Genomic DNA, 21,718 nt, shown 5'->3' on the forward strand with positions numbered 1-21,718 from the left:
CCTCGACGACACCGGGATGAGGGCGACGCCGACGCTCGCCGATTTCGGCCACTCCCAGCCGACGTACTTCACCTCTCGACGTCCACGCCGCGGTCTTCGAGGACCTCGAAAAACGCCTCGGGATCAATCTGTGGGACGCCCTCGTCGTCGGCGTCCTCGCGCTTGGTCGTCCCCGGGTTCGACCCGACGACCAGATAGTCCGTGTTGCCGGAGACGCTGCCCGTGAGCGACCCGCCGTGGCGCTCGATCAGGTCTTCAATCTCGTCGCGCGTCCACCCATCGATACTCCCCGTGACGACGACCGTGAGGTCGGCGAGTTCCTCGCTGCCTTCCTCCTCGGCAGCCTGCGGTTCGACCCCGCGCTCGCGAAGCCGCTCGATCACCTCTCGATTGCGCTCGCTCTCGAAGAACTCGTGGATGTGGCCGGCGACGATCGGGCCGACGTCCCCGACCGCCTGTAGCTCGTCTTCGGAGGCGTCCATCACTGCGTCGAGCGACCCGAAATGCCGGGCGAGAGTTCGAGCCATCGTCGATCCCACCTCGGGAATGCCGATCGCCGAGAGGAACGTGGCCAGTTCGGGCGATTTCGAGGCGTGGAGCTGGTCGATCACCTTGCGAGCGCTCTTCGCGCCCCACCCCTCGAGACTCGCGAGGTCCTCGACCGTGAGATCGTACAGGTCCGCGACGCCGTGCTCGACGAGCCCTTCCTCGACGAGGGTGTCGGCGGCCTGTTCGCCGATACCCTCGATCTCCAGTCCGGCGTCGCTGGCGTAGTGCTCGACGGCCCGCTTCAGCTGTGCTGGACAGCTCAGTCCGCCGATACAGAAGTGCAGCGGCCCCTCACGCTCGACCGGGCTGCCACAGACCGGACACTCCTCGGGGAGTCGGAAGTAGTCCTCGGAGTGGGACTCGACGACCTCGTCGACGTACGGGATGACGTCGCCCGCGCGCTCGACGCGGACCTCGTCGCCGACGTCGACGCCCATCGACTCGATCTCGGCCTGGTTGTGCAGACTCGCTCGCGAGATGGTGACACCGCCGACGTCGACGGGATCGAGCAGCGCGACAGGCGTGAGACGGCCCGTGCGGCCGACCTGGACGACGATGTCCGAGATCGTCGTCTGCTCGGTCCGGGGCGGGAACTTGTAGGCGTAGGCCCAGCGGTAGTATCGCGAGGTGGTCCCGAGCGTCCCACACTGCTCGCGGTCGTTGACTTTGAGGACGACGCCGTCGATCTCGTAGTCCAGGTCGTCGCGCTGGTCGAGCAGGTCGTCGCGATAGTCGATGGCTTCCTCGATCGAGTCGACGAGCCGGCACGAGTCGTTGACTTTCAGTCCCCACTCCGGCAGCGTCTCGTGTTCGTCCCAGTGCGTATCGAGTCCCGCGAAGTCGATCGCACCGCTGGAGGCAGTAGCGTCCTCGACCACCGACTCGTTAGCGCCGGCGGCGAGCACGTCGTAAAAGAAACAGTCAAGCGGCCGCTCTGCCGTCACGCTCGGATCGAGTTGGCGGAGCGTCCCAGCGGCGGCGTTGCGGGGGTTGGCGAAGGGGTCTTCGCCGCGCTCGACTCGTTCGCGGTTGTACTGGTGGAACGCGGGCCTGGGAATGTATACCTCGCCCCGGACTGCGAGATAGTCGGGATAGTCTCCGCGGAGTCGCTGCGGGACCGAGCCGATGGTCCGGACGTTCTCGGTGACGTCCTCACCGGTCTGGCCGTCACCGCGGGTCGCCGCGCGCTGGTAGACGCCGTCGACGTAGATCACCTCGACGGAGAGACCGTCGAACTTCGGCTCGCAGACGTACTCGACCGCGTCGCCGACGGTTCGGTCGACGCGATCGGCGAAGGCGCGAACGTCATCGGCCTCGCCGCTGGAGTCGATCGACAGCAGCGGGACGACGTGCTCGACAGTCCCGAGTTCGTCGAGTGGCTCGCCACCGACGCGCCGGGTCGGCGAGTCCGCAGTTTGGATGTCGAATTCGTCTTCGAGGTCTTCGAGGCGGGCGAACAGCGCGTCGTATGTCCGGTCGGCGATCACTGGGTCGTTGCGGACGTAGTAGCGATAGTCGTGAAATCGGATCGCCTCCCGTAGATAGTCGGCCTGCTGCTCGGCCTCGCCTTCCGAGAGGTCCGCGACCGGACGAAAGTCCGTCTCCGGCTCGGAGACGTACGGATTGTCGTCGCTGACGTGGCTCTCTCCTGCGGATGCGTCGGTCCCGGCCATGCCAAAAGGCTGGCCCGTCGAGGGTAAAAATCGGTCGGGCTAGCCCGCCGGGGCCGGTCCGTCACTCGCTCTCGGGCGGAACCGCGAGCACGGGGACCTCGCTCGTGCGGATGGTCCGCTCGGCGACGCTACCCAGGAGCAGTCGTTCGAGGCCGCTGTGGCCGTGAGTCCCCATCGTCACGAGGTCGATCCCGTGCTTCGTGACGTACTCGCTGATGGCCTGGACCGGTGCGCCCTCGAAGACCGCCGTCTCGCAGTCGATACCGTGGGTTGCTGCACGATCGCGGACGGCGGCGACGGCGTCCTCGCGTTGGTCGGTCAGCGTCTCGATCACGTCCGGCAGCCCCGCGCCCATGTCCAGCCCCGAGGCCATCGCCTGCACGTCCACGGCCGAGAGGGCGTGGAGGGTCGCGTCACAGCGGTCCGCGATCGCCAGCGCGTGGTCGACCGCCCGCTCGGCGCAGCTGCTCCCGTCTGTGGGGACCAGCACGTCGTCGAAGCGCCCGACTTCGTCGCGCTGATGTGCCGTCAGAACGGGCACGGTCGACGTTCGGAGGAACCGCTCGGTCACGCTCCCCAGCAGGACGCGCTCGACGCCAGTTCGGCCGTGTGTCCCCATCGCCACCAGATCCGCACGCAGGTCGGCGACGGCGGCGGAGATGACGTCGTGGGGAAGCCCTCGCTCCACGAGGGTCTCGTGGGCGACGCCGGCGTCGGCGGCGTGGGTTTCGAGCCACTCGATCGCACGGGCAGTCTCCTCGTCGAGCGACCGACGGTCTGACCCGGTCACGACCTCGGAATCGGGGGGTTCCGGAACCTCGATCGCGGTCACTAGCGACAGGTGTGCGTCGAAACGCCGTGCGATCTCGATGGCCTCCTCGGCGGCGGCTACGGACGGGTCGCTCCCGTCGACGGGAACGAGTATCGTCTCGTACATCATCTAGACAATCAGCTGCAACGTTGATAATGGTCGGGTCTATCCGTGCGATCCATCGGCATGCTCGCCCAGCGCTCGAAAGCGACGAACCTGGCCGGGCCGTACAGCCAGGGCCAGCCGCGAGACGGACGACTCCGAAGCGCCAGGAATCGCCGAAAGAAGTATCGAGCGTCCTGACTAAGGTTCTCACATGATGGAGCGAACAGTCACGATCGTCCCCGAAGCTGGACTCCACGCCCGGCCGGCTTCGAAGTTCGTCGAGACAGCAAACCAGTTCGAGGCCGAGTTACAGATCGCAACCGAGGATGAAGAGCCAGTAAACGCCCGGAGCATGCTCGGCGTCTCCAGCCTCGGCGTCGAACACGGGGAGGAAGTCAGATTGATCGCCGACGGCGACGACGCCGAGGCGGCACTGGACGCGCTCGAAAAAGTGCTCACGACACCGGAATCTGAGTACGATGAGTGAACGCACGCTCTCGGGGACCGGCGTGACGCCACTGTCGGGCGTCGGCACCGTCGTCTGGTACGACCAGGACGTCGAACTCGACGAACCGCACGCACCCGAAGATGTCGACACCGCGGCCGAACAAGCGCGCTTCGAGAACGCCGTCGCCACCGCCCGCGAGGAACTGCAAACCGAGCGCGAGCGCACCGCCGAGAAGGTCGGCGAGAGCGAGGCGGAAATCTTCGACGCGCATCTCCAGTTTCTGAACGATCCGCAGATCACCGACGCAGTCGAGGAGTCGATCGACGAGGGGCTGCCGGCCGAGCACGCCACGCGCGAGGGATTCCAGCAGGGAATCGAACAGCTGGCGGCCGCAGGCGGCCGGATGGCCGAGCGCACCGACGACCTGCGGGACATCCGCGACCGGTTGGTCCGAATTCTCGCTGACGCCGAACGGATCGATCTCTCGGCGCTGCCGGAGGGGACGGTCCTGCTGGCTGAGATGCTCACCCCGAGCGATACCGCACAGCTCGACCCCGAGACTGTCGCCGGATTCGCAACCGCCGAGGGCGGCCGAACGTCTCATGCAGCGATCTTCGCGCGGTCGATCGGGATTCCGGCCGTCGTCGGCGTCGGCGACGACCTGCTGGGCGTCGAGGCCGACGAGACCGTCGTCGTCGACGGCGAGGCCGGCGACGTGATCGTCGATCCGAGCGCGGAGACCCGCGAACGAGCGAGCGAGCGTCGCGACGTCGAGATTCGGTCCGATCGCGTCGAGACGGCCGACGGAAAAGAGATCGAGGTTGCGGCGAACGTCGGGACGCTGGCCGAACTCGAAGGTGCGGTCGCCCAGGGCGCGGACGCGATCGGCCTCTTCCGGACGGAGTTTCTCTTTCTCGACCGGGAAGCGCCACCGGACGAGGACGAGCAGGTCGACACGTACGTCGAGGCACTCGACGCCTTCCCGGAGGGGCGGGTCGTCGTCCGAACGCTGGACGTCGGCGGCGACAAGCCGATCCCCTACATCGAGGCCGACGAAGAGGACAATCCCTTCCTCGGGATGCGCGGGATTCGCCGGTCGCTCGGCCCCGACGCCGAGCTGTTCGAGACACAGATCCGGGCTCTGTTGCGCGCCGGCGCGGTCGGCGACGGCGACCTCGCGGTGATGTTCCCGCTCGTGGCCACAGTCGGGGAGGTCGAGCAAGCCCTCGACGTCGTCGAGGACGTCGCCGGGGATCTCGAATCCGAGGGTGTCGACTACGCGATGCCAGAACTGGGCGTGATGATCGAGACGCCGGCGGCGGTGTTCGTCGGCGACGCGCTGGCCGAGCGGCTAGACTTCTTCAGCATCGGGACCAACGACCTCGCACAGTACGTGATGGCCGCCTCCCGGCAGAACGAACACGTCGCGGATCTCCACGATCCCAGCGATCCGGCCGTCCTCCGGGCGATCGATCGGGCCGTCGAAGCCGCCCACGACGGCGACATCTGGATCGGGATGTGCGGCGAGATGGCCGGCGATCCAGACCTGACGGAGTTGCTGATCGGCCTCGGTCTCGACGAACTGAGCATGAGCGCGGTCACGATCCCCGACGTCAAAGCGAACGTCGTTGACGTCTCGACGGCCGACGCGAGAACACTGGCCGAGACGGCACTCCGAGCAGCGACGAAAGACGAAGTGAGAGCGGCGCTGTCAGAGGACACATAGCGCCTCGTCGCGGGCGCCCCCGGCCGAAACGATATCTGCGAGAACCGACACTAACAGTATATGCAAGAGCGACAGCGACACAAACTGGCGGACACAGCACAGCAGATCGTCGGGGGGTTCCTGCTGTCCGGACCCTTCGTCGTGACCGGCGAGGTGTGGCAACTGGCCCGGAACATGACCGTCTTCCACAGTCTGTTCCTCGTAGCTGTCATCATGGCTATCGGCTACGGTGGCCTCTACGGAGCCGATAACGACCGCGACCCCCGGAGGGAAGCTGCGATACTCGGTGTCCCGGTGCGGTTCATCTCGCTACTGATCGTCGCGTTCGGGTCGGTCACCCTGCTGGCGTTCGCGATTACCGCGCCGTCGGTCTTCCTCGCCGATCTGGACCCCGCGGGCAGACTGGCTGTCACGGCGCGCACTGTCAGCGTCGCGGCTATCTTCAGCGTCGTGGGGGCGGTGACCACTGACAGTCTTTTCTGAGGTCTCCCGACGGGTATTCCGCATCCATTATTACGGAGGCGAGTAAACGCTCATACGGTGACAACGAATGCCGTTCTACGGCGGAAGTGAACTCAGTCAGGTGTACGACAAGGCTCTGGAGGAGGACTTCGGGCTGGTGGCCAGCAACATCGCCGAAGCGGACGTGATGATGGGGCTGATGGAGGGTGCTTCGCAGGTAAACTCCGATCTGCTCATCCAGATGAGCGCTGGTGCATGTAGTTTCGCGGGCAACGGCGACCCCGAGGCCGGCTTGCGCGCGATGGGGAACTACATCGACGTCATCGCCGAGCAGTACGACATCGGCGTGTTCCTCAACATGGACCACCAGACGGACATGGACTTCATCGACATGCAGATCGAGACGGAGATCCCCTCCTCGATCATGATCGACGCCTCCCACGAGGACTTCGAGGAGAACATCCGCCAGTCCAAAGCAGTCGTCGACAAGATCGACGAGGCCGACGCGGACATCCTCGTCGAGGCCGAACTCGGCCGGATCAAGGGCGTCGAAGACGAGATCGTCGCCGAGGAAGCCTTCTACACCGACCCCGAGGACGCCGTCGAGTTCGTCGAGCGCACGGGCTGTGACCTGCTCGCTATCTCCGTCGGGACCCAGCACGGCGTCGCGAAGGGCAAAGACCTCGAACTCAAACCCGACCTCGCCAGCGAGATTAGCCAGACGCTGGCCGATCACGGTCTCGAGATCCCGCTGGTGCTCCACGGCTCGTCGGGTCTGCAGCCCCCGCAGGTCGAGGACTTCATGCACCGTGGCATCTGCAAGATGAACAAGGACACGCGCTACCAGTACGAGTACACGCGCACCCTGTTCGACCACTACCTCGACCACAAGGACGAACTCGTCCCGCCGGAGGGCGTCGAGGACCAGAAAGACACCTTCTACAACGACGTCGACTGGTCGCCGAACAAGGATCACTTCGATCCGCGCGTCGGCGGTCGGCTCGTCCGCGAGCGCATCGCCGACGTTCACGCCGGTCTCGCGGAACTGTCCGGCAGCGCCGGCAACTCGATGTTCCCGAAGTAAACGACTCGAAACACCGCAGCCGCGGATTTATTGTTTCTCGGACTGTTCGTCTAGATATGCCCACAGTCGACCTCGACGAGGAGACGATCGAGCGTCTCGACGGCCTCCGCGTCGAAGACGAGAGCTACGACGAGATCGTCACCGAGTTGATCAACATCTACCAGGCCGAAGAGCTGACGCTGTTCCACGGCGGCGACGAGTACTGATTACTCTCCGGCAGCCTGCTCGCAGATCGTCTCCCAGCGACCGCGTTTTTCGAGGTGGGACTGCAGTTTCTCGGTGTACTCCGCTGCCAGTTCTTCGGCTTCATGCTGGAGTGCGCCACCGCCTCCGCCACCGCCGCCGAACAGGCCCGCGATCTTGCCCAGTATACCGCCGCCCCCGCTGCCGCTGCCGCCAGCTCTGCCACCGCCCGACGGACTGGCCATGCCGCCACCGCGCTTGTCGAGGTTCTTGATCTCGGACATCACGCTCGATAGCTTGCTCGTATCCGCTCGCAGTGTCGCCTCTTTCGGGTTCTCTGGACCGTCGATCTCGAAATCGGCGGCCGTCATCACCAGCCCCCACTGCTGTCGGGAGAACGACGAGGCCTCGAGTTGGTCCTCGAACTTCCGGTCGACACGCATCCGTTCGGCGGCGAGCATGTCCGTCCAGTCGCTGTCACTCATACCGGGGGCTTCGACCCGCCGCCCAATCAGCGTTTCCCGACGCTCAAGTACACCCGCCTCCAAGTGCCCACCGTATGCAAACGATCGGATTCGTCGGACTGGGCGCGATGGGAGCGCCGATGGCGTGGAATCTCGACGACGCGGGCTACGAACTGCTCGTCTACAACCGCAGCGACGGCCCGACCGAACCGTTCGCCGACGCCGGCATCGAGGTCGCCGAGTCGCCGCGCGAACTGGGCCAGCAGGCCGACGTCGTGATCACGATGGTCACCGACGACGAGGCACTCGCAGCCGTACTCGACGGCCCGGACGGCCTGCTGACGGGTATCAACGGCTCCAATACCGTGATCCAGATGAGTACGGTCACGCCCGACGCCACGCTGGCGGCGGCCGAAACCGTTCGCGCGCAGAACTCACGATTCGTCGACGCTCCCGTCTCGGGGACGGTCGGTCCCGCCGAAGAGGGGACGCTGACTGTCCTGGCTGGCGGTGAAGACGACGTCCTCGACGACGTCGAGGCGATTCTCGAAGCGATGGGCGAACCGGTCGTCCGCTGCGGTGGCGTGGGCGACGGCGCGCGCATGAAGCTGTTCGTCAACCTCCTGCTGGGGGACATGATGAGCGCCTACGCCGAAGCGCTGACCTTCGGTGCGGCCCAGGACCTGAATCTCGACGCGATGCAGCAGGTCGTCGAGGCCGGCGCGGTCGACTCGCCGCTGTTCCGGATCAAAGGCGAGTTGATCGCAGCACGTGACTTCGAACCGCGCTTCCCGGTCGATCTGCAGTTCAAGGATCTCCGGTATGCCAACGAAGTCGCCAACGACGTGGGGCTGACGCTGCCCCAGACTGCGGCCGCTCGCGAGTCGTTCTCGGCCGCGAGCGCGATGGGCCACGGCAACGAAGACATGACGGCGGTGCTGAAGTACCTGGAGTCGGTCGCTGGCGTGACAGTCGGCGAGTAGGCCGTCTCAGGAAGGCCCCCTCGACTCGACCGTACGATCGCCGCTGATCGACGCCGCGATCCAGGACTCGTCGTCTCCAGTACGCTGCTCGACGAGGTCGACAAACGTCTCGACAGTGATCGGTCTGTCCAGCCGATTCATCGCCCGGAAGACGTCTATCAGTGTGTCCTGACCGCCGGTGTCGGCCCTGATCTCCGCGTCGACAGCCCCGAGCAGACGAGCGCCGACGTGGTAGTTCGCGCTCGTCCCGCGCCACGTCGTCTGATTCGCGAGCGCGACCCCCTCGTGTGCCGGGAAGGCCTCCAGGCGCGCCTGCAGGTCAGTTTCCGAGACCTCGCCGTACTGCTCTTCCATGATCCGGTAGCTCAGGTACTCCGCGCTTGCCTCGCGGAACCACGTCATCTCGGGGTCGAGACGGAAGTTCTGCCGGGCGTGGAGGTACTCGTGGATCCAGACGCTCCCGACGTCGCCGTCCCAGAACGCCTCGATCGTCACGTACCCCCGGTCGTCGCCGTACATGGCGCCCTCGTGGCTCAGTCCGCGGGGTGCGGCGACGAGCACGACCCGCTCGGGCGTGTCGGGATCCAGCGCGTAGGGGTCGACGAACTGTCTCAAGAAGCCGGCCTTCCGGGTCGGATCGACGTTCCGACCGGCCGGAGCGACGACGGTCAGCGTCGCCTCGCCGATCGAGACTGTCGCGTTCGTACTCGCGCCGACGAGTGCCCACTCGCCGAACCCGACGACACTGGACCCAGGCGTTCTCGATACCGCCTGCAGCGGCGACGGGAGCGCCGAGCGCTCGACGATCGCCCAGCCGTCGACCGCGCTGGACAGGCCCGGGTCCGTGTCGGCCACGACCGTCTGCGAACTACCACTCCCGTCCGTGTACCTGATCGTGACGGTCGCGTCGCCAGAAACGGACTCGACCACGACACGGTCGTCGGCCGCTGCCGAGGTGTCGACCCACGGTGTCCCGACGAACAGAGCGACGACGGCCACCAGAACGACGACGCTCACGAGGCCGATCGCGGCTTGCATGCGGGTCACTGGCTGGCCGTCCATCACGCAGAACCGTCGTGCCCAGAGGATAAAAACAGTCGTGAGAGTCCCCGGGTGAGGAGAACCCGGTTCAGAGTTCGAACGTCTCGTCGCCGTCGAGGACGTGGACCTCGGCGTCGCTGCCGGTGGCTGTGACCTCTTTGACGAAGTCGTCGGTGTCGATCTCGATCGGTGGGAACGAGTCGTAGTGCATCGGGAAGGCGTGATCGACGTCGAGCCAGTCGACGGCGATGGCGGCCTGCATCGGCCCCATTGTGAAGTGGTCTCCACAGGGCACTGCCGCAGCGTCGGGTTCGAGATACGGGGCGATGACGTCGCGCATCTCGGACATCAGTCCGGTGTCACCGGCGTGGTAGAACGTAGTCGAGTCGGCGTCTGAGACCTGTGTGGGCTTGGTATCCGAGATGATGTATCCAGCGGGCATCCCGCCAGTCGCGCCGTAGTCGGTGTCCATGCCGTTGGTGTGGTCTGCCCGGTGCATCGTCACGTAGGCATCGCCCAGTTCGACCGTACCGCCGAGGTTGAACCCCATCGTATCCTTGACACCGTAGGTGTCTTCGACGTAGCTGACGACCTCCGGTGTACCGACCGTAGTCGTCCCGCGGAAGCGATCGCAATCGCCGATGTGGTCGGCGTGGCCGTGCGTCAACAGGACGTAGTCCGGATCGAGTTCTTCAGGATCGGTGTCTGTCATCGGGTTGTCGAAGAACGGATCGATGAGCAAGTCAGTCGATCCGACCGAGACGAGCCACGTCGAGTGTCCGTGCCAGGTGAGTTCCATAGTACGGCCGAATGTACAGGGCACGATCACTTAATGCTACCACCCAACCTAAGGGATCGCGACGCGACAGTCTACTCGATGGAGGCGTTTCCCGCGGTCGCGAACCTCGACGACGGCGAATCGATGGGAGAGGGACATCTCTGGATCCTCGAACGCGTCGAAGGGGTTCCGCTGCGGTTCATGCTTCAGGATGACGGTCGGCTCGTCTTCGGTGACGAGAACCGTCGGCTCGATCCGAGATCGGCTCCGCCAGCCATCAGTCCGGCCATCGACGCCGTCCAGTCTGGGTTCGACAGGGGCGCCTTGCGCCAGGCAGTCGCCGACGTCTCGGCCGTCACCTTCTACGGGATCGCGACCTGCCAGCACCGAATCGAGTACGACTGGGAAGCGCTTCCGGACTTCGTCGGGTACGACGTCCTCTCGACCACACGAGACGGGCTGCTCACGCCGGACGCCGCGAACGCGATCTTCGAGCGGCTCGGGCTGACTCCCGCCCCGGCGCTCGAACGCGAAGTCAGAGCAGACGCTGTCTCGCCCGATCGCTACTCGTTTCCCGAGTCTCGATGGGCCGACACGACCGTAGCGGGCGTCCGACTCGCTGACAAACACGGCTGGCGGGGCCGACTCGACAATCCCGATCTGCCGTCCGAACCAACGGCGTCGTTTGCGGACGCCGAGGCCGCCGCCCGAGCGCTGGTGACCGACGATCATCGCTCCGCCTTCGAGGCTGGCGAAACTGTGGATCGGCTCCGGGATCGACTCGCGCGCGAACACCGAGCAGAACTCTCGATCGCCGGAATCGACCCGGACTCGAAGGCGTTTCGGAGTGCCGTCGCCAGGGCACTCCAAGGGGCGTAGCTACTGTAAGGATACTCGACTCGCCGAGAATCAGCCGACGTGATCAGGCCGCGTGCGTGACGTCCGTCTCTTTGTACTCGATCTCCACGCGGTGGCAGTTCGAGCAGACGTACTCTGTGAGTTTCGTCGTCTCGTCGTTGTAGCTCATCCGCCGACCACACTGTGGACACTTCGGCATTACAGGTCCCTAATATACACTTAACAGTAATAATTTTTCCTGTTGATACGGCCGAGTTCTCATCACCACAGCCGCGTCGGAATTTCAGACGGTCGCGTCCGGCAGGTAGTCAGTGAGCGACTCGCGTTCGACGATACCGGCGAGCGACTCGGCATCGATCAGTTCGACGTCGGTCGCGATCGCCCGACGGGCGGCACTCGGGGCGACGGTCACGTTCGCCACGAGCACGGCTCGATCGGCCCCGGCAGAATTACGTCGGTCGACGAGACCCTCGACATCGGCTTCGGTCGTCGTCCCCTCCGTGACGACTCCGAGGACGAGTTCCTCGGCCATCGGGGCTTCGCGGCTCGCCCTGACGCCCGGCGCCCCCTCGATCCGTGCGGTTGACCAGCCGAGTGTCGACCAGACGGCGTCGACGAGCTCCGACAGTTCCGACGCGTCGAGTGTCTCTATTGCATCGACTACAGTGGCGTCAGGATCCGAATCCTCGACGACCGCGTCCCGAAGTGAGTCCTCGTTACGTGGGGCTTCCCCCTGCGGTGAGCGGTCGACGTCAGGCCCGACGCTATCGTCGAACGAGCGGTCTTCCTCTGCGTCGATCGGATCGAGTCCAGTCGGCTCAGATTGGTGATCGGTGTGGTCCTCCTCGGCCAGCGTCACCCAGTTGTCGAAGTCGTCGTAGTCCGTCGACGAGTCGTCCGTCTCGGTTCCCGCCTGGGAGGTGGAGGGGTCCTCACGAGCCACGTCACCTGACTCAGTCGGGTCCGCGGTCGCCTCGGAGACGGTGGTCGTCGCCCCACGAATCCGTTCTTCCAACGTCTCCAGGCGTTCCTGCAGTTCCGGGACGGCGTCGGGGTCGAACTCACTAGCGAGGTCGGTCGCCGCTTCGAGGTTGTCCATCGCCTCGGCGTAGGCAGACCGGGCCCCGGAGTAGTCGTCGTGTTCGAGCAACTGTTCGGCGTCGTCGACCCGATCGTCCGTGAGTTCACGTCTGGCAGCCAGTATCTCCTCGACGACGCCGACGACACGATCGCGAACGAGGTCAACATCGCCATCGAATCGCTTCTGTTCGTGACCCCAGTCGAGTTCGATCACCCGTCGGTACAGTTCGAGGGCGTCTCCCCAGTGCTCGAGTGCTTCGGCTGTCGTCGAAGCGTCCCGCGCTCGAGAACAGGCTTCGTTCGCACGTCTGAGCGGGGCTTTCGAGAGGTGATCCAGATTGCCGTCGACGTGGGCGATCCGCTCGCGCATCGCGTCGGCCTTGTCGGGGTCGAGACCGTAGATATCCAGGATTGTCGTGTACTCTTCGCGGGCAGCACTGAACTGATCGTATGCGCGTTCGAACTGGTCGTCACGCCAGTGTCGCTCGGCTTCGTCGACCAGATGTGTCGCCCTGGAAGCGTGAACGCGCCGTTTGGTTTCACGATACCGCCGTTCGACCTGGTCGATCCTGTCGTGGATGCCCGAACTGGCTTCCGACGAGAGGTCGTCGGTGGCCCCGTCGGCCTCGTCGAGAGTCCGACGAGCACGAGCGACCGCCTCTTTTGCCGCGTCGTAGTCGCGAGACTTCTCCCCCTGGGATGCGTCGACGAGGTGTTTCCGAGCGTCGTCGAGGAGTTCCTCGACTTTGATCCACGCCCACGATACTGTCTCGAGAAACGAGACGACACGGTCGGTGTCGACATCTTTGAGATAGACGTGATACGTCGACCCATCGTTGGCGTCGATCGTCAGTTGCTCGCGGATCAACCCGCTGTCGACCGAGACCCGATCGACATCCGACAGACGGACGCTTTCGTCCCAGTCGCCGTCCTCACGGCCACCGCCGACGACGAACTGGACGCGTCGGTCGGTGATGGCTGTGATCGCTCGATACCCCGATCCGGGGACGATACGCTCGGTGTCGCCCGATCGCTCGCGTGTGAGACCGCGCTTGCCGCTTCCGAATACAAACAGTGGCGTCTCTTCCTGATCCAGATACGAAATCAGCGGCGCACCTTCCAGATACCCGTCAGTGAACAGTCCGCCGCGACCCGTCTCTGTCAGGAGTTCGTCGTCGACTTGCCATTGGTCCCCGCCAGGTTTCATCGATGATACTCAGATGTACGTTATCGGGGTTCTTTAATACCACAGTAATAATTTTGATATGATTATTCGAGTTAAAAAAATACCCCGAATCGTGACGGACAGAGCGCTACTCGATGAGGTGGGAGGCGATTCGCTGGGCACCGAGTGTCGCGGCGAGGTCGGGTTGGTCGGAGGTCGTCGCTTCGATGTCGCGGTTCAACTCCTCGCTGGCGCGTTCGGCGAACTCGTCGACGATACCGGGGACGCAGGCCATCCCGCCGGTGAGGACGACCGGTTTCTCCAGTGCCAGTTTGTACACTTTCATGTAGTCGTTGGCCAGTTCCGGGAGGAACGTGTTACAGAACTCCTCGACGGCGTCGTCGACGTACTCGTCGACCGCGTCCATGACGCTGCGCTCGATCGTGAACTCGTGGGCGCCGCCGCCGGGCTGCTGGATGATGTCGGTAAAGGGCTCGTAATCTTCGAAGTCGGCGTGCTCTTCCTTGTACTCGCGAGCAGTCTGGACGTCGATGTTGACCCGGCCCTGCGTCTCCTCTTCGACGTAGTTCGCGATGACACGATCGACCTCGTTGCCAGTGACTGCGCCAGTGGTGAACGGAGCGAGTTGCTCACCCCGCCGGTACGCCGAGGCTTCGAGGTTGGTCGAGCCCATGTTCACAGCCAGGAAGATCTCGTTGATCGCCTCCAGATCGTCGCCGAAGGCTGGGATCGAGCCACACAGCGACTCGGGATAGCTCTGGACTAACTCCTCGCCGATGGAACTGTCTCCGATGACGCTTTCGAGATTTGCCAGCCCTTTCTCGTTGTCTATCGTCGGAATCGCGTAGACGACCGCGCTGTCGGTCGGGATGTCGTTGGCGTCGATGACCTCCTCGAAGAACGTCGACGTGAGTTCGGCCCGATCGTCGTCCTCGGGAAGCCCGGACCGCAGCATGAACTCGACGCGGTCTGGGTACTCCCTGGCGGCCTCCTCACCGTAGAGGACGCGCTCCTCGCCCGTCAGAGCGTCCTCGTAGGTCGCCAGACACGTCAGCGTCCGGATGACTTCCATCTCCCCGTCTTCGTCGGGGTATGCGATGACCGTCCGCGTACTCCCCAGTTTGACGCCGATCGGAACCGGCCCGTCGGTCGACTGATCGTCCGCATCGTCGTCCGTGTCGTCGTCGCTCATACGCTCGCCTGATTGTCCCCCCGAAGTATATAACTGCACGCAAAAAGTAATATACCTGATGTGATTCGACCGGGCTGGAGCCGCCGGATTGGATTCCAGTCGTCATTGACGCGCAGCCGTGCCGGCCGTCGACACAACATCTCCCGGCTGGACTACTCGCAGACGAGACTGCTCACGAGCCGCCGTCGACACAACGTCTCCCGGCTGGACTACTCGCGCATGAACGCGCTCACGAGCCGCCGTCGACACAACTTCTCCCCTCTTGCACCCGTCAGACGACCGTCAGACCCGGGTACAAGATTTAACACCTCGCAGAATCAATATTGCTGTAATAACCAGCATGACGATCAATCCGAAGGATTACGACCTCGACGAGCTCAGGAAGATGGCCCGCAAGCGGGGGTCGAAGCGGGCCGTTCCCGACGAAGAAGAGAGTGTCCCGGAGCCGGAACCCGAGCCCGATCTCGACTGGGAGCCGCTCGAAGACGGCGACCCCTCGATGGGCGAAGACGCGTTTCGGGCCAGACTGTACCGGGAGCTGATGCCACTGACAGCCGGGAGTCAGGAGATGTCGAAACCGTATCTCGCGGCGCTGCCCGAGACCGAAGCCGCCGAGTTTCTCATCTTCGAGTGGCTGGAGTTTCTGCTGTTGCACGGCGACTTTCGCGGCGCTCAGGAAGCGCTGACCTACTACGAGTCGATCGAGTGGATCACCGAGGACGTCGCTTCGACACTGGGCGACTACCTGCTGGGAATCGAAGACGTCGGAGCGGCCGACACGGCCGCCCTCGACGTCGACGACCACCTCCTCAGTCTCGTCTACATCGCGAAACTGGCTGCGATGCACTGATCGGCGCTTTCGCGAGAATTCTCGAGGACGGCCGTCCGTTGGCGGGCGGTCGAGAAACCAAAGCTTATACATCTCTCATTCGAAGCGTCTCCAGAACTGATAGTACTCGAAAATGTCCCTCGCTACAGTCATTGCTATCGTCGGTGTGGTGGTCCTCTCGAGTCTCGCGACCACCTGTGCCCTCTGCATCGACCGCAAGCGTTTCCGTCGTGAGTTCGCGTCGCTCGACGAGACGCTATACGAGGTGTTTCCCTACCTCGCAGTCATCGGGACCGTCCTCATGTTCAAAGGCGTCGTCCACGAGCCCAGCGTCCAGTTCTCGCGGGCACTGAACTGGGATATCACGGCTGAGATATACGCCATCGAAGGGCTGTTCGTCGCATACGTACAGGACCTGACACCCGAGGTACTCGTCCCTGTGTTCTCGGGGTTCTACATGTTCGGGTTCACGTACCTGTTGATCGCCCCGATTCTCGTGTACTTCCTCACATCGACGGTGCGCCCCCTGAAGGAACTGCTCGTCGCCTACTCCCTGAATTATCTCGTCGGGATCACGTTCTACACCCTCTTTGTGGCCTATGGACCTCGTCTTTACCTCGGTTCCCGCGTAGAGGGGTCGATGTATGCCCTGTTCCCCGAGACGCAGACCCTGACGCAGGCAGTCTCGGCAAATACGAACGTGTTCCCGTCGCTACATGCGTCACTGTCGATTATCGTCCTGTTGTTCGCCTGGCAGACACGCGACCGACACTCCAGGTGGCTCGCCATCGCGTCGGTCGTCGCGACCAGCGTCGTCCTCTCGACGATGATCCTCGGGATTCACTGGCTCACGGACGTCGTGGCGGGCGTCGTACTGGCGGTCGTGTGCGTCCTCGGAGCCGATCGGATCGTCTCCGCCATCGATGGCGGAGAACACCGGTCCGCATTCGATCACGAAACCGATGGGGCGACTTCGACGCGCTCGGACGACTAGCAGTGTCGACGGCCGGCACGGCTGCACGTTTCTGCTGCAGCCAGTCCAGCCGGGAGACGTTGTGTCGACGGCCGGCTCGTGAGCGGTCTCGTCTGCGAGTAGTCCGAGGACGACTGACCAGAGTTAAGGTCGTCGCGTCAATTCTCTCGGGTATGAGACATTCACCAGCCCCGCTTCTCTCTACGATGCGAATGAGCCTGCGGAGGGACGACGATGGCTGAGCTGTTCGAAAAGATCCTCGTGCCGGTCGCGAGCCGGGAGGACGCGAGCGCGACAGCAGCCGCGCTGGCGGGCCACGAGGCCGGTGATATCGTCGCCGTCCACGTGATCGAGAAGGCTGGCGGCGCCATCGACAAGGCTGGCGTGGAACAGCGTGAGCTGGAGGCCGAGGAGATTTTCGATGACTTCCGGGAGGCACTAGGGCGCCCCATCGAGACGAAGATCACCTACGGCACGGACGTCGCCGAGGCGATCTTCGATGTCGCCCACGACGTCGGCGCGAGCAGTATCGTCATCACGCCACGCGGCGGAAGCCGCTGGATTCGACTGCTGACGGGCGATGTCGCGCTCTCGCTGGTCACCGAGTCCGACCTTCCAGTGGTCGTCTTACCCGACCAGACCCAGGAAGGACCAACCGACGAGGAGGCAATCGAGGATGAGTAGCGGGGACGAAGAACTCGCGAAAGACCTCGGGCCGCTGGCGGCGCTGACGATCGGCGTCGGGACGATGATCGGCGCCGGGATCTTCGTGTTGCCGGGCGCGGCCGTCGAGACCGCGGGGTCGCTGGCGGTCGCGGCGTTCGTCGTCGGCGGGGCAATTGCACTGCTGACGGCGCTCTCGGCGTCGGAACTCGGGACTGCCATGCCCAAATCCGGCGGCGCGTACTTCTACGTCAACCACGCGCTCGGGCCGCTGTTCGGCTCGATCGCCGGCTGGGCCAACTGGCTCGGGCTGGCCTTTGCCTCGGCCTTCTACATGGTCGGCTTCGGCGAGTACATCCAGTTGATCATCGGCGTCTCCGGGGCGATCAGCCTCGGCCCCGTCTCTCTGAACGTCGCCACGATCATCGGGCTCGTCGGCGCAGCCTTCTTCGTCGGCGTCAACTACGTCGGTGCCAAGGAGACCGGTGCGCTCCAGAACGTCATCGTCATCATCCTGGTGGCGATCCTGGCAGTCTTCACGTTCATCGGGGGCCTCCAGGCCGATATCTCGAATCTGCCCGCGAACGAAGGTCTGCCCAACATGCTCACGGCCACGGGATTCATTTTCGTCTCGTATCTCGGGTTCGTCCAGATCACGAGCGTCGCCGAGGAGATCAAAGAACCGGGGAAGAACCTCCCGCGCGCCGTCATCGGGAGCGTCGTCCTCGTGACCGGGATCTACGCCCTGGTGCTGTTCGTGATGAGCGGGGCCGTCGAGCCCGGATTCATCGCGGGCATCGGCGGCGACGATATCGCCGTCGTCGAGGTCGCCGACATCCTGATGGGGCCGGTCGGGGCGGTCGCGATGCTGTTCGGTGGGTTGCTGGCGACTGCCTCGTCGGCCAATGCCTCGATCCTGGCCTCCTCGCGGATCAACTTCGCGATGGGCCGGGACGAGATCGTCTCGCCGGACCTCAACGAGGTCCACCCGCGGTTCGCGACGCCGTACAAGTCCATCGCGATCACGGGCGGATTGATCCTCGCCTTCATTCTGGGGTCCGACCTGATCGGCGGGGACGCCATCCTCACGCTGTCGGGGACGGCGAGTTTCCTCCATCTGGTCATCTACGGGCTGCTCAACATCGCACTGATCGTGATGCGGGTCGCAGATCCCGCCGAATACAAGCCTGATTTCCGGGTGCCGCTGTATCCGATCACACCGATTATAGGAGCGATCACGTCGTTCGCGCTGATCTACTACATCGATCCGCTCGTCGTCGCGTTCGGGAGTCTGATCGTCGGTGGGGCAGTCCTCTGGTACGTCTTCTACGCTCGCACCCGGACGACCAAACAGGGCATTCTCAGCGAATACATCCTCGACCGCTCCGAGGAGATGCCCGAACCAGCCGTCTCGGCGGCAGCGTCGGTCCAACCCGACGGTGGAGAGTACAAGGTGATGGTCCCGCTGGCCAACCCCGAACACGAGACGGACCTGATCACGCTCGCGAGTGCGATCGCCAAGCAGCGAAACGGGACTGTCGAGGCGATCCACGTCGTCACCGTCCCGGACCAGACCTCCCTGCAGTACGGGGCCGATCATATCGACGACCTCGACGCGGAGTCGGGGAATCTCCTCCAGCGCGCTCGCGAGGACGCAGAGACGTTCGGGGTCGATCTCGAAACGAGTACGATCATCTCCCACGAGTCCTTCGAAGAGATCTTCGACGCGGCCCGGGATCACGCGGCCGACCTCGTCGTGATGGGGTGGGGTGAAGATTCGCACGGGTCGCCCGGCCGCGCCGAGAGCGCGATGGACGAGGTCATGCAGGACATCCCCTGTGACTTCCTCGTGCTCAAAGATCGTGGCTTCGATCCATCGAAGATCCTGCTCCCGACCGCAGGCGGTCCCGACTCGGATCTGAGCGCCGAGATAGCCAAGGTTCTGGCAGCGGAGTACGACTCCGAGATCACGCTCCTCCACGTCGGTGACACCGAAGCGGAGGCACAGGACTTCCTCGAACTGTGGGCCGACGAACACGGTCTCGACGACGCCGAGTTGCGTGCGGCGACAGGTGACGTCGAACAGGCGATCGAGGACGCGGCCCGCGAGTCGACGATGGTCGTCATCGGCGCGACCGAACGCGGCCTGCTCGAACGACTCGTCTCGGGATCGCTCGTGCTGGACGTCGCCGCCGACGTCGAGTGTTCCGTGTTGCTGGCCGAGCAGGCGCGAAAGCGCTCGTTGTGGCAGCGGCTGTTCGGCTAGGACTGATCGCCCTCCCTGCCAATCAGGTGATTTTTGGTCGTGCCTCCCATACCCACGTGACATGCAGGATCTGCGTCCCGTCGCAGTCCGCCCCGGAACTGACAGCCAGCCACGCGCTCGCGGATCAGGCTGTCGCTGTCGATAACTTCTCCACTCGCCTGTATCGACTCCGAGGACACTACGCAATCCACCAATGTTCGATCGTATCCGCGAGGACGTCCGGACTGCCCGCGCGAAAGACCCGGCAGCGGTCAGTTCCTTCGAAGTCCTCCTCACCTACCCCGGCCTGCACGCTATCTGGTTGTACCGCGTCGCACACACCCTCCACGACCACGGGTTCGGCCTGACAGCCCGCCTTCTTTCCCACCTCACCCGCTGGCTGACCGGCGTCGAGATCCACCCCGCCGCGACCGTCGGCCGGCGGTTCTTCATCGACCACGGCATGGGGACCGTGATCGGCGAAACGTCGGAGATCGGTGACGACGTCCTGATGTACCATGGCGTTACCCTCGGCGGAAACTCCATGCGTCGCGAGAAGCGCCACCCGACGCTGGAAGACGGCGTGACGATCGGCGCGAACGCGACGCTGATCGGCGACGTGACGATCGGCGAGGGCGCGACCGTCGGGGCCGGCGCAGTCGTCGTCGAAGACGTCCCCGCAGACGCGACTGTCGTCGGCAACCCTGCTCGCGTGATCGACCGCGAGGACGTGCCCCTCGAAGAAGGGGCCGCCGCCGTGACCGAGGGCGATGGTTCGGTGGCGGACACAGACGCAGAGTCGTCCGCCGGCAGCGGCGACGCGCTGCTCGGCGCGAACTACTGTGACGACGACACTGGTCTCGACTGATGACGACCGTCACCGACTCGCCACACGCCGCGCTCCGGAGCGACGAGTATCTCGGGCCGCTGGTCGAACGCCACGGTCCCGTCGAAGTGGAACCGGCAGAGGACTTCTTCCAGCGGTTCGTCGTCTCGATCCTGCGTCAGCAGGTGTCGATGGAATCGGCCGCGGCCACCCGCGAACGGCTGTTCGAGTCAGTCGAGGTGACGCCGAACGGGATTCTCGCGGCAGACAAGCAAGTGCTCCGGGACGCGGGGCTCTCGCGACAGAAGACCCGCTACGTCCGAAACGTCGCCGAGGCCTTCATCGAGGAGGGGTACTCGCGCGCCTATTTCGAGGGGATGGACGACGACGCCGTCCGTGCCGAACTGACCGAGATCCCCGGTGTCGGGCCCTGGACCGCGGATATGCAACTGCTGTTTTCGCTGGGGCGGCCGGACGTCTTCCCGGTCGGCGACCTCGGTATCAGGACGAGGATGGCGCGACTGTTCGATGATCTGGCCGTCGAGGATCGGGCGGTCATGCGGGAGCGTTCCGAGCGGTGGAAACCCTACCGGAGCTACGCGAGTCTGTACCTCTGGCGGGCGACCGAGAGCTGACGGGTCGAGACCCGATATAGTGGGGGCGAACTGACTTCAGGGTGACGCCCGTCGTCTAATCCATGAGCCTCCGCAACCGGAGCGACACCTTCGAACTGGACGGCGAGACGACCATCCACCGCCTCGGCTACGGCGCGATGCGGATCACCGGCGAGGACATCATCGGCCGGCCCGACGACGAGGAGAACGCCCGGCAGGTCCTCCACGAGACCATCGCCGCAGGCGTGGACTTCATCGACACCGCCGACTCGTACGGTCCGGGCGTCAGCGAGCGACTCATCCGCGAAGCGCTCGCGCCCTACCCCGAGGACCTCGTCGTCGCGACCAAGGGCGGCCTCCTCCGGAACACCGACGGCGACTGGAAGCCCCGCGGGGACCCGGACTACCTCCGCAACGCAGTCCTCGCCAGCCGGGACCGACTCGGTGTCGAGACGATCGACCTCTATCAGTTCCACCGGCCGGATCCCGAGACGCCCTTCGAGGACTCCGTGCACGCGCTCGCGGAGATGCAAGACGAGGGATTGATCCGCCACGTCGGCCTGAGCAACGTCTCCGTCGAGCAGTTAGAGACGGCTCGCGACATCGTCGACGTGGCCACGGTCCAGAATCAGTACAACATCGCGAACCGCGAGGACGAGGACGTCCTCCAGGCCTGTGAGGAGTACGATATCGGCTTCATCCCGTGGTTCCCGCTCGCGGCAGGTGACCTGGGCGAGACAGGTGCGGTCATCGACGATGTCGCCGCAACCCATGACGCCACGCGCCAGCAGATCGCGCTGGCGTGGCTGCTCCAGCACTCGCCGGTCACGCTACCGATTCCGGGGACGTCGAGTGTCGGCCATCTCAAAGAGAACGTCGAAGCGGCGTCGATCGAGTTGACCGACGACGAACTGGGGCGGCTGTCCGATCTGTAAGCTCGCTCCG

The 21,718-nt window shown here is 64.6% G+C and carries 22 protein-coding genes; 14 read left to right on the forward strand and 8 right to left on the reverse strand.

The window, feature by feature from the left end; translation table 11 throughout:
* Window positions 1–68 precede the first annotated feature (68 nt).
* Together ligA and DV733_RS16695 are read right to left on the reverse strand one after the other, a co-directional pair.
* Entirely contained in the window at window positions 69–2,222 is a 2,154-nt protein-coding gene (ligA, locus tag DV733_RS16690; protein ID WP_049993100.1) for an NAD-dependent DNA ligase LigA, read from the reverse strand.
* 61 nt (window positions 2,223–2,283) lie between these two features.
* Entirely contained in the window at window positions 2,284–3,159 is an 876-nt protein-coding gene (locus tag DV733_RS16695) for a universal stress protein (protein WP_237560477.1), read from the reverse strand.
* 193 nt (window positions 3,160–3,352) lie between these two features.
* On the opposite strand from DV733_RS16695, the gene ptsH1 reads away from it, so the two are divergent.
* From ptsH1 to DV733_RS17425, 5 genes are all read left to right on the forward strand, one after another.
* Complete coding sequence (gene ptsH1, locus DV733_RS16700; RefSeq protein WP_049994282.1) at window positions 3,353–3,625, forward strand: phosphocarrier protein HPr; 273 nt, start codon at window positions 3,353–3,355, stop codon at window positions 3,623–3,625.
* On the forward strand, window positions 3,618–5,312 hold the full coding sequence (gene ptsP / locus DV733_RS16705) for a phosphoenolpyruvate--protein phosphotransferase (RefSeq protein WP_049993102.1): 1,695 nt from the start codon (window positions 3,618–3,620) through the stop codon (window positions 5,310–5,312). Before ptsH1 ends, ptsP begins: the two co-directional genes overlap by 8 nt.
* 60 nt (window positions 5,313–5,372) lie before the next feature.
* Window positions 5,373–5,795, forward strand: a complete 423-nt coding sequence (locus DV733_RS16710; RefSeq protein WP_049993103.1) for a DUF2391 family protein — start codon at window positions 5,373–5,375, stop codon at window positions 5,793–5,795.
* A gap of 67 nt (window positions 5,796–5,862) precedes the next feature.
* Window positions 5,863–6,858, forward strand: a complete 996-nt coding sequence (gene fba, locus DV733_RS16715; protein WP_049993104.1) for a class II fructose-bisphosphate aldolase — start codon at window positions 5,863–5,865, stop codon at window positions 6,856–6,858.
* A 56-nt stretch (window positions 6,859–6,914) separates the two neighbouring features.
* The gene (locus DV733_RS17425) at window positions 6,915–7,064 is read left to right on the forward strand and encodes a DUF7557 family protein (protein ID WP_170178717.1); all 150 of its coding nucleotides are present in this window, start codon (window positions 6,915–6,917) and stop codon (window positions 7,062–7,064) included.
* On the opposite strand, the gene DV733_RS16720 is transcribed toward DV733_RS17425, so the two are convergent.
* A complete protein-coding gene (locus DV733_RS16720) occupies window positions 7,065–7,526 on the reverse strand; it encodes a DUF5799 family protein (RefSeq protein ID WP_049993105.1) in 462 nt (153 codons plus the stop codon). It abuts the gene before it with no gap.
* Window positions 7,527–7,600: 74 nt separating this feature from the next.
* Here DV733_RS16720 and DV733_RS16725 point away from each other — a divergent pair, with 74 nt between their 5' ends.
* The gene (locus DV733_RS16725) at window positions 7,601–8,488 is read left to right on the forward strand and encodes an NAD(P)-dependent oxidoreductase (RefSeq protein WP_049993106.1); all 888 of its coding nucleotides are present in this window, start codon (window positions 7,601–7,603) and stop codon (window positions 8,486–8,488) included.
* Window positions 8,489–8,494: 6 nt separating this feature from the next.
* Here the strand turns inward: DV733_RS16725 and DV733_RS16730 are convergent, their stop codons facing one another.
* Entirely contained in the window at window positions 8,495–9,550 is a 1,056-nt protein-coding gene (locus DV733_RS16730; RefSeq protein WP_049993107.1) for a hypothetical protein, read from the reverse strand.
* 67 nt (window positions 9,551–9,617) lie between these two features.
* On the reverse strand, window positions 9,618–10,328 hold the full coding sequence (locus tag DV733_RS16735; protein WP_049993108.1) for a metal-dependent hydrolase: 711 nt from the start codon (window positions 10,326–10,328) through the stop codon (window positions 9,618–9,620).
* 33 nt (window positions 10,329–10,361) lie between these two features.
* Here DV733_RS16735 and DV733_RS16740 point away from each other — a divergent pair, with 33 nt between their 5' ends.
* Window positions 10,362–11,186: a hypothetical protein gene (locus tag DV733_RS16740; RefSeq protein ID WP_218960984.1), complete on the forward strand. Its 825-nt coding sequence runs from the start codon at window positions 10,362–10,364 to the stop codon at window positions 11,184–11,186.
* Between the two features lie 43 nt (window positions 11,187–11,229).
* Here DV733_RS16740 and DV733_RS17780 read toward each other — a convergent pair whose 3' ends face one another.
* The 3 genes from DV733_RS17780 to DV733_RS16750 form a co-directional block, all read right to left on the reverse strand.
* Window positions 11,230–11,364, reverse strand: coding sequence for a hypothetical protein (locus DV733_RS17780; RefSeq protein WP_257217570.1), 135 nt, complete (start codon window positions 11,362–11,364; stop codon window positions 11,230–11,232).
* An 84-nt stretch (window positions 11,365–11,448) separates the two neighbouring features.
* Entirely contained in the window at window positions 11,449–13,452 is a 2,004-nt protein-coding gene (locus DV733_RS16745; protein WP_049993110.1) for a hypothetical protein, read from the reverse strand.
* A 106-nt stretch (window positions 13,453–13,558) separates the two neighbouring features.
* Window positions 13,559–14,623 (reverse strand): hypothetical protein, encoded by a 1,065-nt coding sequence (locus DV733_RS16750; protein WP_049993111.1) that lies wholly within the window; start codon window positions 14,621–14,623, stop codon window positions 13,559–13,561.
* A 340-nt stretch (window positions 14,624–14,963) separates the two neighbouring features.
* On the opposite strand from DV733_RS16750, the gene DV733_RS16755 reads away from it, so the two are divergent.
* From DV733_RS16755 to DV733_RS16785, 7 genes are all read left to right on the forward strand, one after another.
* The gene (locus DV733_RS16755; RefSeq protein ID WP_049993112.1) at window positions 14,964–15,473 is read left to right on the forward strand and encodes a FlaD/FlaE family flagellar protein; all 510 of its coding nucleotides are present in this window, start codon (window positions 14,964–14,966) and stop codon (window positions 15,471–15,473) included.
* Between the two features lie 145 nt (window positions 15,474–15,618).
* Window positions 15,619–16,446 (forward strand): phosphatase PAP2 family protein, encoded by an 828-nt coding sequence (locus DV733_RS16760; RefSeq protein WP_202594267.1) that lies wholly within the window; start codon window positions 15,619–15,621, stop codon window positions 16,444–16,446.
* A gap of 213 nt (window positions 16,447–16,659) precedes the next feature.
* Window positions 16,660–17,109: a universal stress protein gene (locus DV733_RS16765; RefSeq protein ID WP_049993114.1), complete on the forward strand. Its 450-nt coding sequence runs from the start codon at window positions 16,660–16,662 to the stop codon at window positions 17,107–17,109.
* Window positions 17,102–19,354: an amino acid permease gene (locus tag DV733_RS16770; RefSeq protein WP_049993115.1), complete on the forward strand. Its 2,253-nt coding sequence runs from the start codon at window positions 17,102–17,104 to the stop codon at window positions 19,352–19,354. The genes DV733_RS16765 and DV733_RS16770 overlap by 8 nt, the downstream gene beginning before the upstream one ends.
* A gap of 193 nt (window positions 19,355–19,547) precedes the next feature.
* Window positions 19,548–20,201, forward strand: coding sequence for a serine O-acetyltransferase (cysE, locus tag DV733_RS16775; protein ID WP_079979381.1), 654 nt, complete (start codon window positions 19,548–19,550; stop codon window positions 20,199–20,201).
* On the forward strand, window positions 20,201–20,794 hold the full coding sequence (locus DV733_RS16780) for a DNA-3-methyladenine glycosylase family protein (protein ID WP_049993116.1): 594 nt from the start codon (window positions 20,201–20,203) through the stop codon (window positions 20,792–20,794). Before cysE ends, DV733_RS16780 begins: the two co-directional genes overlap by 1 nt.
* A 62-nt stretch (window positions 20,795–20,856) precedes the next feature.
* Complete coding sequence (locus DV733_RS16785) at window positions 20,857–21,708, forward strand: aldo/keto reductase (protein WP_049993117.1); 852 nt, start codon at window positions 20,857–20,859, stop codon at window positions 21,706–21,708.
* The last annotated feature ends 10 nt before the right edge of the window (window positions 21,709–21,718 follow it).

The sequence above is a fragment of the Halapricum salinum genome (genome assembly GCF_004799665.1).
Lineage (GTDB): Archaea > Halobacteriota > Halobacteria > Halobacteriales > Haloarculaceae > Halapricum > Halapricum salinum.